The following is a 14004-nucleotide window of genomic DNA, read 5'->3' as shown; positions in this document are numbered from 1 at the left end:
TGCCTCCAGATGACTACGGTGCATCCACCCTACGACGCCACGGGCGGCACAGCCCGGCGAAGCATCCGACGGCGATCAGCGCGCAGGCCAGCTGGACCACCGCCATCGGGACCGCCGTGTGCTCCCCCGCGATCCCGACCAGCGGCGAGACGACCGCGCCGATGAGGAACGAGGTCGTGCCGAGCAGGGCGGACGCGGAGCCGGCCGCGTGCTTGGTGCGCATCAGCGCCAGCGCGTTCGTGTTCGGCAGCGCCAGGCCCATGGCCGACATCAGGACGAACAGGCCCGCCGCCATCGGGACCAGTCCCACCCGGCCGAACATCCCGGAGGCCATGACCAGTAGCGCCACGGCGGCCAGCGTGATGACCGCGAGGCCCACGCCGAGCGCCTTGTCGAGGCTGAACCGGCCGATCAGCACCTTGCCGTTGAGCTGACCGACCGCGACCAGACCGACCGAGTTCAGGCCGAAGAGCAGGCTGAAGGTCTGCGGGGAGGCGCCGTAGATGTCCTGCACGACGAAGGCCGAGGCGGAGATGTACGCGAAGAGCGCGGCGAAGGCGAAGCCGCCCGCGAGCATGTAGCCGGTGAAGACCCGGTCGGCGAGCAGCCCGCGCATCGCGGAGAGCGTCTGGCCGAGGCCGCCGCTGTGCCGGTCCGCCGGGGCCAGGGTCTCGTCCAGCTGCCGCCAGACCAGCAGGGTGAGCAGCACCCCGATCACCGTCAGAACGCCGAAGACGCCGCGCCAGTCGGTGAGCCGCAGCACCTGGCCGCCGATGACGGGCGCGATGACCGGGGCGACCCCGGAGACCAGCATGAGGGTGGAGAAGAACCGGGCCATCTCGACGCCGTCGTACAGATCGCGGACGACGGCCCGGGCGATGACGATGCCCGCGGCGCCCGCCAGGCCCTGGAACAGCCGGAAGGCGATCAGCAGCTCGGCGCTGGGCGCGAAGGCGCAGACGGCGGTGGCGATGACGTAGACCACCATGCCGGCGAGGAGCGGCCGGCGGCGCCCCCACTTGTCGCTCATCGGCCCGACGACCAGCTGCCCGAGCGCCATGCCGGCCAGGCAGGCGGTGAGGGTGAGCTGGATGGTCGCGGCGGGGCTGTGCAGCGCGTCGGTGACCTTCGGCAGGGCCGGCAGGTACATGTCCATCGAGAGCGGTGCCAGCGCGGTCAGCCCGCCCAGCACCAGCGTGACGAGCCACCCGGTACGGCGCTGCGCGGTGAGCCGTTGCGCGTCGGATATGCGCGCGTCGGCGCTCGGACCGGCTTCTTGCATGGGGCACCCCCGATAATCGTTGAATCCTTGCCTATCCTTTCAGGCATACACACGTGGTCGAGACCTGATGGGGCGGACGCATGGTGCACAGCGGGCACGACGAGCATGGCGCAGACGGCGGACACGGCATAGAAGGCGTTTCCGGCTCGTCCGGACCCGCGGGTGGCGCTGTGGGCGGCGCGGAAGGCGCGGAAGGCGCGGGCCGGCCGATCCGGTGGGGGATCCTGGCGACCGGCGGCATCGCCGCCACCTTCACCGAGGCCCTGCTGACCCTGCCGGACGCCGAGGTCGCCGCGGTCGGCTCCCGCAGCATCGGCTCCGCCAAGACCTTCGCCGACCGCTACGGCATCGACCGCGCCTACGGCAGCTGGGCCGAGCTCGCCCAGGACGACAGCCTCGACGTCGTCTACGTCGCGACCCCGCACTCCGCGCACCGCGCCGCCGCCGGGCTGTGCCTGGAGGCCGGCCGCGCCGTGCTGTGCGAGAAGGCGTTCACGGTCAACGTCCGCGAGGCCGCGGAGCTGACCGCCCTCGCCGCCGACCACGGCAGCTTCCTCATGGAGGCCATGTGGATGTACTGCAACCCGCTGATCCTGCGCATGGCCGAGCTCGTACGGGACGGCGCCATCGGCGAGATCACCACCGTCCACGCCGACTTCGGGATCGCCGGCCCGTTCGCCGCCGACCACCGGCTCCGGGACCCCGCCCAGGCCGGCGGCGCGCTCCTCGACCTCGGCGTCTACCCCGTCTCCTTCGCGCACCTGCTGCTCGGCGAGCCCGACACCGTCCGGGCCACCGCCCACCTCACGCCCGAGGGCGTCGACGACAACACCGGCATCGTCCTGGGCTGGGACAGCGGCGCGGTCGCCCTCCTCAGCTGCTCCATCACCTCCGGCACTCCCGTCACCGCCTCGGTGACCGGCTCCACGGGACGCATCGAGATCCCGCACGGCTACTTCCACCCCGACCGCTTCACCCTCCACCGCGACGGCCACGAGCCCCGGGAGTACCTGCTCTCCGAGGTCACCGACGTCCCGGAGCGCGACAGCCTGCGGCACGAGGCCGCCGAGGTCATGCGGTGCCTGCGGGCCGGCGAGACCCAGTCGCCGCTCGTGCCGCTGGCGGGGACGCTCGCCGTCATGCGCACCCTGGACGCGGTCCGCGAGCGGATCGGGGTGCGGTACCCGGGCGAGTGACGGGTCGGTGAGGGTCGTCGGGATCCTCCGGAGGACCCGGTGCGCGGCGCCCGGAGAATGAGGATCGGGTCCATGGCTGAGTTGCTGACGCACGACGGGACCTGGACGTTCGACGACAAGGTCATCCGTATCGTCCCGGGCCGTGACCGGGGGCCGAGCCGCCGGTGCCGTCGCCCGAGGACGCCGTCCCGGCGCAGGTCTCCGACCGCGCCGAGGACCCGGACGCGCTGCTGCGGCGGCTGCGCGAACTGGGCGACCTCAAGCGCGACGGGATACTGACGGACGAGGCGTTCACCGCCGCCGAGTCCGCCCTGCTGCGCCGGTTCGGCTGACCGTCGCCTTCTGCGCCCTGAGGGCCGGCTACTGCGCTCCGTGGGCCGGGGCGATGGCCGCGATGCGGGCGGCCAGACCGAAGTCCTTCGCCGTCAGCCGGCTGCCGGCCGAATGCGTGGTGATCGACACGCCGAGCGTGTCGTACCCGAGGGTGAGATCCGAGTGGTGGTCCAGCTCCGCCTGCACCTGAGCGATGTGCACCGCGAGGATCGCGGCGGCCAGGTGCGCCAGCCGGTACGTACGGACGAGAGCGGTACCGTCCGCGGAGATTTCCCAGCCCGGGAGTTCCGCGAGACGGTCGGCGATCTCCTTGTCGGACAGCGGGTCGACGATCGGCATAGGGCCTCCTGCGGGACGGTGGTCACCTTCGGGGCTGCGGTCACCTTCGGGGCTGCGCTGATCTCCATCCTCGCACCGCATACCCTGCGATGCCATGAGTGAGATCCAGAAGGTGGCAGTGGTGACGGGCGCCGGATCCGGCGTGGGGCGCGCGGTGGCGCTGGCGCTGACCGGGGCCGGCTGGTCGGTGGCGCTCGCGGGCCGCCGTCAGGAAGCGCTGGAGGAGACGGCCCGGCTGGCGGCGGCTCGGCCGGACGGGGACGCGGGGGCAGCCGGGGACACCGGGGCGCCGCCGGGCGGCCGCACCCTCGTCGTGCCCGCGGACGTGACCCGGCCCGAGGACGTCGACCGGCTCTTCGCGTCGGTGCGGAGCGGCTTCGGGCCGCTCGGCCTGCTGTTCAACAACGCCGGGATGTTCGGGCCGCCGGTGCCGCTGGAGGACCTCACATACGAGCAGTGGCGCTCGGTCGTCGACGTCAACCTCACCGGCGCGTTCCTGTGCGCGCAGGGGGCGTTCCGAGCGATGAAGGAGCAGGACCCGCAGGGCGGCCGGATCATCAACAACGGCTCGATCTCGGCGCATGTGCCGCGCCCGAACAGCGTCGCGTACACGTCCACCAAGCACGCGATGACCGGTCTGACGAAGTCGCTGTCCCTGGACGGCCGCGCGTACCGGATCGCCTGCGGCCAGATCGACATCGGCAACGCGGCGACCGAGATGACCGCCCGGATGACGACCGGGGTCCAGCAGGCCAACGGCACGACGGCGGTGGAACCGGTGATGGACGTGACCGACGTCGCGCGCACGGTGCTGCACATGGCCGGGCTGCCGCTGGAGGCGAACGTGCAGTTCGCGACGGTGATGGCGACGGCGATGCCGTACATCGGGCGCGGCTGACCGGCCCGACTCCGCCGGACGGCGGTTTGTTGACTATTCGTCAGCAAGGCTGTTCCGCTCTCAAGATCCTCGCGCTACGGTCCCGCTCCCGACCAGGAAGGGACCCCCGTATGCGGACCGGAGCACGCGCCGCCACCGCGCTCGCCCTCGCACTCGTCCTCGCAGGACCGCTCGTCCCCGCCGCCCAAGCGGCGGGGACGAGCCCTCCGGCAGCCCGAAAATCCCAGGCACCCTCACCGGCCACGGCGCACAGCCGGGTGCTCACCGTCCCCGGCACCGTCAACGCCCGGGACACCGGCGGCTACCGCACCTACGACGGCGCCACCACCCGGTGGAACACCCTCTACCGGACCGAGAGCCTGGCCAAGCTCCCGCCGGCCGGCGTCACCGCGCTCGCCGGGCTCGGACTGCGCGCCGTCATCGACCTGCGCAGCCCCTCGGAGGTCCGGGTCGACGGCGCCGACCGGCTGCCGGCCGGACCGGTACCGGTCGCGCTGCCCGTCGACGACACCGGCCTCTACCTGTTCATCGCGCAGGTCGTCGGCAGTGCCGACCCGGCCGCCCAGGAAGCGGCCCTCGGCGGCGACCGGGCGGCGCAGCGGATGCGGACCGCCTACCGCGGCTTCGTCACGTCCGCGGCGAACCGCGCCGCCCTCGGCGCCGCGATCCGCCGGATCGCGGACTCCACGGGCCCGGTGGTGGTCCACTGCACCGCGGGCAAGGACCGTACGGGCGTACTGATCGACACGGTCCTGCGGGCCGTCGGCGTACCGCAGTCCACGACCACCGCCGACTACCTGCTCTCCAACGACCTGCGCGCCGCCGCCGACCGGGCCGTGCGCGACCAGGTCAAGCAGCTGGGCCTGATGCGGAACCCTGACCTCCTCATCCCGCTCCAGGAGGTCAGGACGGAGTACCTCGCGGCCTTCCGGGACCAGGCGGAGCACGACTACGGATCCTTCGGCCGCTTCCTGACCGACGGCCTCGGCCTGGACCCGTCGACGCTCGTACGGCTGCGCCTGCGGCTGGTCGCCTGACCCGCGAAGGCCCCCACGAAGTGCGGACGAAGTCCTTGTACGGGCGCGGGAACATCGCGGCGGTGGTCGTCGTTGGTGCAGGTCATGACGTCGATTCACGGCACCGAGGTGCTTCGCTACACCGCTTTCTCCGACGACCCGGCCGGGGGCAACCCGGCCGGTGTCGTCCTGGACGCCGCCGGCCTCGGCGAGACGGAGATGCTCGCCGTCGCCGCCGAGGTCGGCTACTCGGAGACGGCCTTCATCACCGCCTCGCAGGGGCGCTCCCTCACCGTCCGCTACTTCAGCCCGAAGGCCGAAGTGCCGTTCTGCGGCCATGCCACGGTCGCCACGGCGGTCGCCCTCGGCGAGCGGATCGGTGTCGGTGACCTGCTGTTCTCGACAGCCGCCGGTGAGGTTCCGGTCACGGTCGCCGCAGACGCCTCCGGCGCGCTGCGCGCCACGCTCACCAGTGTCGAGCCGAAGGTCGAGGAGATCCCGGACGCGGCCGTCACCGAGGCGCTCGAAGCCCTCGGCTGGCCGGCCGCCGACCTCGATCCCGCCTTCGCACCCCGGATCGCCTACGCCGGCGCCCGCCACCTCGTGCTCGCCGCCGCGACCCGTGAGCGGCTGGCCGCGCTCGACTACGACTTCGAGCGGCTGGCCGCCTTCATGCTCAGCCTCGACCTGACCACCGTCCAACTGGTGTGGCGCGCCTCGGACTCCGTCTTCCACGTCCGGGACCCGTTCCCGGTCGGCGGCGTCGTCGAGGACCCGGCCACGGGCGCGGCCGCCCTGGCACTGGGCGCGTACCTCCGCGACCGGAAGCTGGTCACCGCGCCCGCCGTCCTCACCCTCCACCAGGGCGACGACCTCGGCCGCCCGGGCGTCCTCACCGTCGAACTGCGGGCGGACGACCCCCGCATCCGCGTCAGCGGAACGGGGGCCGTCATCCCGGCCTGATGTCTCGTCAGGCCTTGTTCTCCCAGGGCCACTTGGCGTCATGCCCGGCTTCCAGCAGCGGAACCGTGCGGAACGCCGCGTCGGTGAGCCCGCCGAACGTGTGGCGGTTCGCGCTGCCGGACGGCGCGTGGCCGGCGCGGTAGCCCGCGAGGTTCCAGGTGTACATCGGCACCGTGGCCGGGATCGCCGCGGTGACCTCCTGGGTGTCCGTACCGGCCTGCTCGTCGGTGACGATCACCACCCGGTCGTGCCCCTTGAACTCCAGTCGCAGCGCGGCGGCGGTGTCCGTGCCGCCGCCCAGGAACCAGCCGCCGTCCTTCCACCGGCCGACGGCCTTGAGCAGCGACTCGCCCCGCGGCTGCGGGAACGCCTTCGTGCGCGCTCCCGGCTTGTCGCTGACGTAGTAGCGGGCGCTGGAGAACGACACGACATCGGCACACCGCTGGCCCAGCGCGATCCCGAAGAGCGCGGCCGCGTCCCAGCGCATCAGCGTGCCGTCCCGGGAGAAACCGGCCTCCATGGACGAGCTGGTGTCCACCATGACCAGCGTCCGGCCGCCCAGCACCGGGATGTTGGCCAGCGACGCGGTGAGCGCCTTCTCCAGCGCGTAGCCCCAGCGCAGCGACGGCGCCGCGTTGTACGCCGAGTAGAACCGCATCGGCAGCTGACGCGACCGCGCCACCTGCTCCGGGTCGGCGAGCCGCTTCGCGACCCCCTCGGCGACCTCGTCACTCACCCCGGCCTCGTCGAAGTTCCGGAGATTGCGCAGCAGCGCCATGTATCCCATGGACGGGATCACGGCCTCCCACGCGGCGGCGTCCATCGGCCCCTGCAGCCACCCCGCCAGCGCCTCCCACGTCATCCCCGCGTCCGCCAGTCGCGCCGCCCCCTCGGGCCCGGTCACCAGCGCCCGCCGCTCCGCGACCGGCACCGCCATCAGCGCGCGGTGCGCGGTCAGCGTCCGATTGGACGCCGGCGGCACCGCCGTGTCGGGGTTGTGCCGGCGGTCGAGCGCATAGCGGAACAGCTCGCCCTGCCACGCCTTTCCGGCGTCCGGCGCGGCGTGCACCAGATTGAGGATGTCGCCGAACCGGTAACCCTTCGACGCCGTGTCGTACTTCAGCAGCGACTTCCCGCTGTAGAGCCGCTGCACCGAATCCGCGATACCGCGCTTGACCGGCTTGGGCACATTACGGCCGTACCGAGCGGTCCAGTACGCGAGCAGCTCACCGGGCTCGTCAGGACGCCGCAGCACGGAATCGACGACAGCCCGGTTGGAAACACCCGGAACGGCCGTCTCGCCCTTCCCGTCCTCGAGCCGCGCCTTGACGAATTCCGCGGCCCCGACAATCGCCGCCGTCCGCATGTTGCCGTCCCCCCGCAGCCACCCGAGCAGCCCGGCCGTCCACAGCGGGTCCTCGACAGCGAGCTGCCGGACCAGAGCGCTGAAACGGTCGTCGCGCTGCCCGCCCGTCTCGTAGAAGGACTCCTGCGCAACGAAGTTCGCGACCGCGAGCAGGAACAGCTCGCTCTTGGCATCACGCAGATATCCGGCTCCACCCTGATGCGTGACACTCCGCTCCCCCGAGCTGGTCACGGGCGAGACAACGGACGGCTTGGCCGTACGGGTATTGAAACGGGACATGAAGAAACCCCTCACAAAGGAGGGGAGGCGCCACACACCGGACATGCCGGTGTTGTTGCCTCCCGAGATCAGTCCTGGCGGCGGTCGAGGGGATGTGAACCCCACGCGCGAACGCGTTTCAACCAGAGAAGTAACCGTCGCCTTCGCACCGGGAGGTGCAGAGAACAAGCGTCCAGAGATCAGAGTCGGCTGAGGTGACAATGTGCTCTACCAACTGAGCTACACCGGTCTCACAACCGGCGACGGGACTCGAACCCGCGACACCACCATTACCATTGGAAGTAACCCCGGCCTGCGCACCTGGACATGCCCGACTCTAATGACCAACCGCCGTGGATTCACTCGGTTTTTATGCCGCCCGGCCCGGACGGCTACGTCAGCTCCAGCAGCCCGGTCCCGGAGCGGAGCAGCGCGAGGACCGCGGCAGTGGTGAGGGCGGCGGTCAGCAGGGCGCCCAGGAGGGTCGCCCGGCGCTGCCGGATCCTGTAGGTCGGCAGGAGCGCGGCCGGGACCGCCAGAACGAGCAGGAACAGGGCGAGTTGTGCCAACGGCCCGATCGCGTAGTGCTCGGCCGCCCCCCAGGGGTGATGCCACGAAGTGGCGTGGCGCGCCCACAAGGGGCCCGCCGCGAGGATCGTTGCCAGCGGCGCCGCGTACAGGGCGTCGCCGAGCCCGCCGGCACCGTGCAGGGTCAGCAGCACCACCAGGCAGACGAGCCCCGCACATACCGCGGTCCACCAGTCGAACTGGGTGCTGTACACGGCGTTGTGCCGGGCGAGCGGTGGTTCCACGGCCCAGCGGGTCGCCACGGCCGCAGCGGCGGCGACCCCGCCCAGCGTGACCGCGTACAGGTTGATCCGCTGCTCCTGTCCGGGCAGTGCGGGTATCCGTCCGGGCAGGCCGGGCATCTGTCCGGGCAGTGCGGGTATCCGTCCGGGCAGGCCGGGCGGACCGATCGCGTGATCGGGGCGCAGAGCCGACCGGAGAGCGAGCAGGGCGACACCGCCGAGACCCAGCGCCGTCGAGGCCGCCGACACCGAGTACAGGCCGCTGAGCTCGATCACGTCGATCACGTGGCTCCACCCCAGCGCCGCGAAGAACAGGGCACCGTCCTGCCCGATCCGCAACGCGCCGACGAACAGCGCGACATTGGCGCCGACAGCGGCCCCCCATCCCCACGAAGACCCGTGCGGGCCCCCACGCCGCCACCCCCACAGCCGGGCGAGCGCCACGCTCAATGTCCCCGCACCCAGTGTCAGCAACGGCACCGTGCCCACCAGGCTCCAGCCGAACAACGACCCTCTCGCAGCCGTGCCGGTCCGCTCGAGCTGCACCAGCAGTCCCGCCGCCATGCTGATGCCGAGTACCAGAAGGGCCAGTCGCGGCAGCGGCGCCGCCGCCCGGTCGGCCAGGATGCCGCGCCAGACCGCGACGCCCCAGCCGACGGCCAGCAGCGATCCGGCGACCAGCGCGCCGGTCAGGCGGGCGTACGGAATCAGGGGGGTGCCGGTGAACCCGGTCTCCGCCATGTTCGTCACCGCGTCCATGGCCATGGCGCTGAGCAGTCCGATCACCGCGGCGTCGAGCAGTGAGACGCGCAGCGGCAGATGTGCGCGTCGCAGAACGGCGAGCCGGCTCTCCGTCGCGGGGTGGTTGGCCAGGCCCCGCTGCAGCCATGTCCGGGTTCGCGGTGGCTGCCCGGCCAGCAGCGCCTCCAGTCCCGCGGTGGGCCGTCCTCGTACGGACCGCAGATCGGCCTCGTGTTCCCGTGAGCGCAGTACGAGCTGCGACACCAGGGCGGCGACCGCCAGCAGCAAGCCCGCGCGCAGCGCGTACTCCCAGAGGAAGCCGTGGCTGAACGTGGGGACGAGCGGGTTCCTTCGTGTCTGCAGCCAGACTTGGAGCACGATGCCGGCCGCCGGCACCAGCAGCACCGGCGGAAGGGCCCACCACACCCCGCGGGTCAGCCAGACCAGCGTCACATCGCCCGCGGCGACATGCGCGACCTCGTGCCGCAGGATCGCGTCCGCCTGCGCCGGTGGCAGAGCGCGCACCCCGAGCGGCAGGACGATCCTGATCCGGCCCGGGCGGCCCGCGGTGAAGGGCTGGTTGAGCCACGCCGATCCCCACATCACCTCGGGCACCCGCTTGACCCTCATCTCCGCCGCCACCGACGCCGCGTGCTCCTGCCACTGCGCGGAGGCCACGCTCATCGGTCCCGCCCGGCGCAGCAGCCGCAGCGGCAGCACCCACAGACACGCCACCCCCAGCGCCATCACCACCGACGCCCCCGCCAGCGACACCAGCGCACGACGCTGCTCCGCCGGACCGGTGCAGTTCTGCAGATAGTCGCTGAATTCCGCCGGCGTACCGGCGGTCGGCGCTTCCCCCAGGCAGCGGGACATCGCGGCGCCCCACGAGCTCCCCAGGAGCACGTTGTGCATGATCTGTCCCGCGAAGGCACCGGCAAGCAGCAGCACGGCCACGAGCAGCAGGTACCGCGCCCGGGTCGGCGAGAAGAGCCCTGACATGTGCTCGGGTAACGGGGCTGTCGGCGCCTCGCCCTCGGGAGCCGGCGATCCGGCCCCGGAACCGGGTGGCGGCGCGGGTGCGACAGCGCCGGCCGGGTCCTTCACCGGTCCTCACTCCCCCGCCGGAGCAGCGCCTCGATCACCGAGTCCGCCAGCTGCCCGGCCGCGTCCGCCTCCATGCGCATCCCGACTCCCCAGCCCAGCAACACGGCATGGAGCTGACGCTCCTCATCCGCGCCCAGCTGTTCCGGCTCGCCCTCCGCGTCGGTGGGATCGGCCGGGTCCCGGCGGTGGTTCTCGAGCAGGCGCGCGATCTTCCGGCGGGTGGTGCTCTCGATGAGGTCGATCGCACGGTTCGAAACCCGCTCCCCCACGACCCCCAACAGCATCGACACCACCGGCAGCAGATAGGGACGGCGGAGACCAGCGCCACGCCCGTGCCCACAGCAGGCTCGAGCTCCCGCGTCCGGCGGCCGCTTCAGGCTCGGAAGACGACCACTGCAGCTTCGACTATATCTCCGGTGCAAGTCCGTCGGTGGCATCGTGCGAGCGGCCATCGAACAGTTTCCCTGAATGGACATCAAGTCCTGATGCGATCCGCAAGAGGGTGAGCGTGCTCGCGTTTCTCTGACCGTGCTCGATGTAGATCAGACCGCGAAAGCTCAGGCCGCTACGCTCGGCGAGCTGTTCCAGGCTGTATCCGCGTTCCTCGCGTAGTCGGCGGATCTGCATACCGATGGCCAGTAGCTGGGGATCGGGCAGGTCGGGGCTTGCGGATGACACACAGTGACTCGACCGTTCTCGTCGCCGTGAGGCCATGAACAGCTGTGCATAATCACGCTGCGTTATGGAAATGCTCCGACCGTGGAAACCACAAGGTATTCGCGTGCGCCGCGGGCCAGCGCTGCCGCAGCAAGCTCTGGGCGCGAACGAACCTGCCCCGCGCCCGACGAGAAGACCCGCCTCGCGCCGTACGACCGGTGGCATCTCGAGCACCCTCAACCAGGACACAGCGACACACTCTGCGATTGCGACATGGGTGATCAATCCCTGTCGCCGTCGGCAGAGCACGGGCGGGGCCGACGCTGGCAGGCCCGATACACGGACCCCACCGGCCGACGACGTAGCCCCGGATTCACCGCCTATGAGGATGCGCGCACCTACCTCGAACAAGTAAACGAAGCCATCCGCAGCAACACCTGGAGCCATCTGGACGCCGGCAACCGCAACGTCGAGTACTTCGCAACGCAGATGATTGACCGCAAGCGGCGGCGCAATAAAAGGGTCAATACCGTCGACACGTACGACAGCCATCTGCGCAACCATGTCTTGCCGTTCATCGGCAACCGCGTCTCCCGCACGCTGCGGCGAAGGGACTCCACCGCATTCGTGGACTACCTCCTGGAGAAGCCCGGCATCGACTCCCCGCACACGGTCATCCAAGTCTTCAAGACCTGGCGCATCCTGATCGGCTACATGCTCGACGAAGACGTCCCGCTGCCATCGAACATCGTCTCTCGCATCGAACTACCGGATTGCGACCCGCGGGTCACAATCGCCCTGACCCAAGAACAGGTAGCAGCGTTGGCGACCGCCATGCGACACGTAGAACCTCGCTACGAAATCCTCGTCTGGCTCGCTGCGTGCGCAGGCCTGCGTACAGGCGAAGCCCTTGGCCTCAAGACATCCAAAGTGAACTGGTCCGCAAATCTTCTTCAGATCAGCGAGCAACGGCAGCGCGGCCGCGCAGCACCGCTCAAAACAAAGGCGAGCTATGCGACGTTGCCGGTAGACCGCTTCCTCATCGAGCGCCTGACCGATCACCTTGCCCGCTTCGGCCATCCGGCCACGCGGGCTCGTGCTGCGGGCGGACAGCTATCCGCCGGTCACTGCAGTGCACCGGACGAAGGACTGCTGACCACCAACAGGTTCGGCCGACCTGTCCAGCGCACCGACCTCAACAGGAAGTGGCACATCGCCCTTCAACTCGCCGACCTGCCACCGGGCACGCGCTTCCACGACCTCAAGCACTTCTACACAACGCGGCTCGGGGCCTGCGGCCAGCACGACCCGAAGACCGTACAAGCCCTCTCCCGACACGGCGAGTTCTCCCAGACCTGGCAGACATATGCTCACCCGCCCATGGCCGTGGAAGGCGTAACAGTATCGACATTCAGCAGCGCATTCGGACCTTCTACCCCGTTGGCTCCGTCTGCACGGAGCTTCGAAACATATAGCCCCTGCGCGTGGCCTTGAGACGGTCGTCCGGTCATTCCGCCGAGCTGCCGCGACCAATATCGACGAGAGCAGCTCGCCGAACTGACCTGCGCTGCCTCCCATCCAAGTCCGCGGCCTTCGCCGTTCAACTCCTCTCATGCGCGCCACGATCAGGCACGACACTCGGCGTCCAAGGGTTCGGTGGCCACGGAACAGCTAGCTTCCGCAAAGACACACTGAGACTTGCAACAGAATGGGACGATGTGACTTAGGGCTGTCCTCAACGGTGTTGACGGCCCTGGAGGCAAGGAGCCACCGATGCTACTGAGGCCTGGCACAACCTGTGACGAGGCAATCAGGTTCCTGGACACGTTGAATCAGCAGGGCCTCAACGATGTCCAGATCTCCGTACCCCACTATCAGATGAGCTCCCCGAGCGCGGTCGGGTCACAGCGCTATGAGTTGGATGAGGGGGTATCGCGGGCGCGGCGAGTGTACGACGAATGGACGCTGAAGGCCGCCACGGAACTCTCGGTTGTGTTCGCCGACCGATCCATCGCGGCGCGCATGCGTGGGGAACGGTATAGCTCCATCGTGCACGCTGAACCGGGCGCTCAACGCTTGGTGCAGTTGCTAAACCGAGAATTCCAGGAACTGCGGACGTTCTTCATGGAGCTCGCCAATGAGCTGCGAGAGATGCAGCAGAGGTACCAGGGCCACCAGGTCCGGACCGTGGTACTGGACACCAACGACCTGCTGCACTACATGCGATACGACAAGATCCCCTGGCAACGGGTATTCGGAGCCGGCACGGTCGTGGTGATCCCCCACGTCGTGGTGGACGAGATCGACAAGAAGTCGTTCGCCGAGAGTGCCAGTGTCCGCAAGCGCGCGCGGGCCGTATTCGCTCTCCTTGAGGAGACGCTGACGGCAATCGAGACCGAGGGACACGCCGTGGTCGCGGAGGGAACTGTTGTCGAGGTGATGCGGGACGAGCCCGGACATTTGCGGCTGCCGAACAACGACGACGAGATCGTCTCCCGTGCCTGCTATCTGCAGCAAGCCATTGCCCCAACTCCCGTCACGGTGGTCACGGGTGACAACGGGATGCGGGCACGGGCGCTAGCCTGGGGGCTGAAGGCCCGAAAGTTGGATGAGAAGTACCAGATCGAGCGGTTGACCGCCATGGAGAGGGCAGCCAACATGGCCGCCATCACTTTCGACCTCTCCGAAGAAGGCGACGGCCCCGAGTCGGCTGAGACGTTGTAAACCGGCCCGGGGCCATCCGAGCCCATGTCGCTCCCGATCGTTCCACTCCTCGGTTTGCGGCTGACAACGATCCAGGCGAGAAACAGAGCCGCTATCGCCCGCCTGTCCCGCCCTGGTTGCCACCACGCACCCCGCTGACGGCCCGGACGCATCAGATCACATTGCGGGACCTAGGAGCTATTCTTGATGTAATGATACAGAACCCATGCGAATGCCGACCCGGCAATCATAAAGAATACTGCAAGCACTAGATGGGGGATTATTTTCTCACCAAGAGATTTGCTGCTATTTCGCGTCCTGAAGGCATTGAAGACC

The 14004-nt window shown here is 69.7% G+C and carries 13 protein-coding genes; 7 read left to right on the top strand and 6 right to left on the bottom strand.

Features of this window, described 5'->3' with window-relative positions; genetic code table 11:
- Positions 1-13: 13 nt before the first annotated feature.
- A complete protein-coding gene (locus C6N31_RS21190) occupies positions 14-1282 on the bottom strand; it encodes a multidrug effflux MFS transporter (RefSeq protein ID WP_138357609.1) in 1269 nt (422 codons plus the stop codon).
- A 170-nt stretch (positions 1283-1452) separates the two neighbouring features.
- Between C6N31_RS21190 and C6N31_RS21185 the strand changes: the two genes are divergently transcribed.
- Positions 1453-2478 carry a Gfo/Idh/MocA family protein gene (locus tag C6N31_RS21185; protein WP_244809149.1) on the top strand — a complete coding sequence of 342 codons (1026 nt, stop codon included), beginning with the start codon at positions 1453-1455 and terminating at the stop codon, positions 2476-2478.
- A 164-nt stretch (positions 2479-2642) separates the two neighbouring features.
- Positions 2643-2810, top strand: a complete 168-nt coding sequence (locus C6N31_RS21180) for a hypothetical protein (RefSeq protein ID WP_381586773.1) — start codon at positions 2643-2645, stop codon at positions 2808-2810.
- A 28-nt stretch (positions 2811-2838) separates the two neighbouring features.
- Here the strand turns inward: C6N31_RS21180 and C6N31_RS21175 are convergent, their stop codons facing one another.
- The gene (locus C6N31_RS21175; RefSeq protein WP_198357972.1) at positions 2839-3150 is read right to left on the bottom strand and encodes a 4a-hydroxytetrahydrobiopterin dehydratase; all 312 of its coding nucleotides are present in this window, start codon (positions 3148-3150) and stop codon (positions 2839-2841) included.
- 94 nt (positions 3151-3244) lie between these two features.
- Here C6N31_RS21175 and C6N31_RS21170 point away from each other — a divergent pair, with 94 nt between their 5' ends.
- From C6N31_RS21170 to C6N31_RS21160, 3 genes are all read left to right on the top strand, one after another.
- A complete protein-coding gene (locus C6N31_RS21170) occupies positions 3245-4048 on the top strand; it encodes an SDR family oxidoreductase (protein WP_138357612.1) in 804 nt (267 codons plus the stop codon).
- Positions 4049-4158: 110 nt separating this feature from the next.
- Complete coding sequence (locus C6N31_RS21165; RefSeq protein WP_138357613.1) at positions 4159-5085, top strand: tyrosine-protein phosphatase; 927 nt, start codon at positions 4159-4161, stop codon at positions 5083-5085.
- Between the two features lie 84 nt (positions 5086-5169).
- Positions 5170-6027, top strand: a complete 858-nt coding sequence (locus tag C6N31_RS21160; RefSeq protein WP_138357614.1) for a PhzF family phenazine biosynthesis protein — start codon at positions 5170-5172, stop codon at positions 6025-6027.
- 7 nt (positions 6028-6034) lie between these two features.
- On the opposite strand, the gene C6N31_RS21155 is transcribed toward C6N31_RS21160, so the two are convergent.
- From C6N31_RS21155 to C6N31_RS21140, 4 genes are all read right to left on the bottom strand, one after another.
- Positions 6035-7672 carry a TROVE domain-containing protein gene (locus C6N31_RS21155; protein WP_198357971.1) on the bottom strand — a complete coding sequence of 546 codons (1638 nt, stop codon included), beginning with the start codon at positions 7670-7672 and terminating at the stop codon, positions 6035-6037.
- 371 nt (positions 7673-8043) lie between these two features.
- A complete protein-coding gene (locus C6N31_RS21150; RefSeq protein WP_198357970.1) occupies positions 8044-10308 on the bottom strand; it encodes a hypothetical protein in 2265 nt (754 codons plus the stop codon).
- Positions 10305-10598 carry a hypothetical protein gene (locus C6N31_RS21145; protein ID WP_138357617.1) on the bottom strand — a complete coding sequence of 98 codons (294 nt, stop codon included), beginning with the start codon at positions 10596-10598 and terminating at the stop codon, positions 10305-10307. The genes C6N31_RS21150 and C6N31_RS21145 overlap by 4 nt, the downstream gene beginning before the upstream one ends.
- Before the next feature lie 115 nt (positions 10599-10713).
- Entirely contained in the window at positions 10714-10986 is a 273-nt protein-coding gene (locus C6N31_RS21140) for a helix-turn-helix domain-containing protein (RefSeq protein WP_307811512.1), read from the bottom strand.
- A 252-nt stretch (positions 10987-11238) separates the two neighbouring features.
- On the opposite strand from C6N31_RS21140, the gene C6N31_RS21135 reads away from it, so the two are divergent.
- Together C6N31_RS21135 and C6N31_RS45620 are read left to right on the top strand one after the other, a co-directional pair.
- Entirely contained in the window at positions 11239-12459 is a 1221-nt protein-coding gene (locus C6N31_RS21135) for a tyrosine-type recombinase/integrase (protein ID WP_198357969.1), read from the top strand.
- A 453-nt stretch (positions 12460-12912) separates the two neighbouring features.
- Positions 12913-13689, top strand: coding sequence for a PIN domain-containing protein (locus C6N31_RS45620; protein ID WP_198357968.1), 777 nt, complete (start codon positions 12913-12915; stop codon positions 13687-13689).
- The last annotated feature ends 315 nt before the right edge of the window (positions 13690-14004 follow it).

This window comes from Streptomyces fildesensis, from assembly GCF_016107395.1.
Classification (GTDB): Bacteria; Actinomycetota; Actinomycetes; order Streptomycetales; family Streptomycetaceae; genus Actinacidiphila; species Actinacidiphila fildesensis.
Note: the sequence above shows the minus strand (reverse complement) of the source record. Positions and strands in the feature narration are given on the sequence as shown.

Excerpts from the sequence above, each read along its gene's own strand:
- C6N31_RS21190 (WP_138357609.1), bottom strand. The coding sequence starts at position 1,282 with ATGCAAGAAGCCGGTCCGAGCGCCGACGCGCGCATATCCGACGCGCAA.
- C6N31_RS21175 (WP_198357972.1), bottom strand. The coding sequence starts at position 3,150 with ATGCCGATCGTCGACCCGCTGTCCGACAAGGAGATCGCCGACCGTCTC.
- C6N31_RS21170 (WP_138357612.1), top strand. The coding sequence starts at position 3,245 with ATGAGTGAGATCCAGAAGGTGGCAGTGGTGACGGGCGCCGGATCCGGC.
- C6N31_RS21165 (WP_138357613.1), top strand. The coding sequence starts at position 4,159 with ATGCGGACCGGAGCACGCGCCGCCACCGCGCTCGCCCTCGCACTCGTC.
- C6N31_RS21160 (WP_138357614.1), top strand. The coding sequence starts at position 5,170 with ATGACGTCGATTCACGGCACCGAGGTGCTTCGCTACACCGCTTTCTCC.
- C6N31_RS21155 (WP_198357971.1), bottom strand. The coding sequence starts at position 7,672 with ATGTCCCGTTTCAATACCCGTACGGCCAAGCCGTCCGTTGTCTCGCCC.
- C6N31_RS21135 (WP_198357969.1), top strand. The coding sequence starts at position 11,239 with ATGGGTGATCAATCCCTGTCGCCGTCGGCAGAGCACGGGCGGGGCCGA.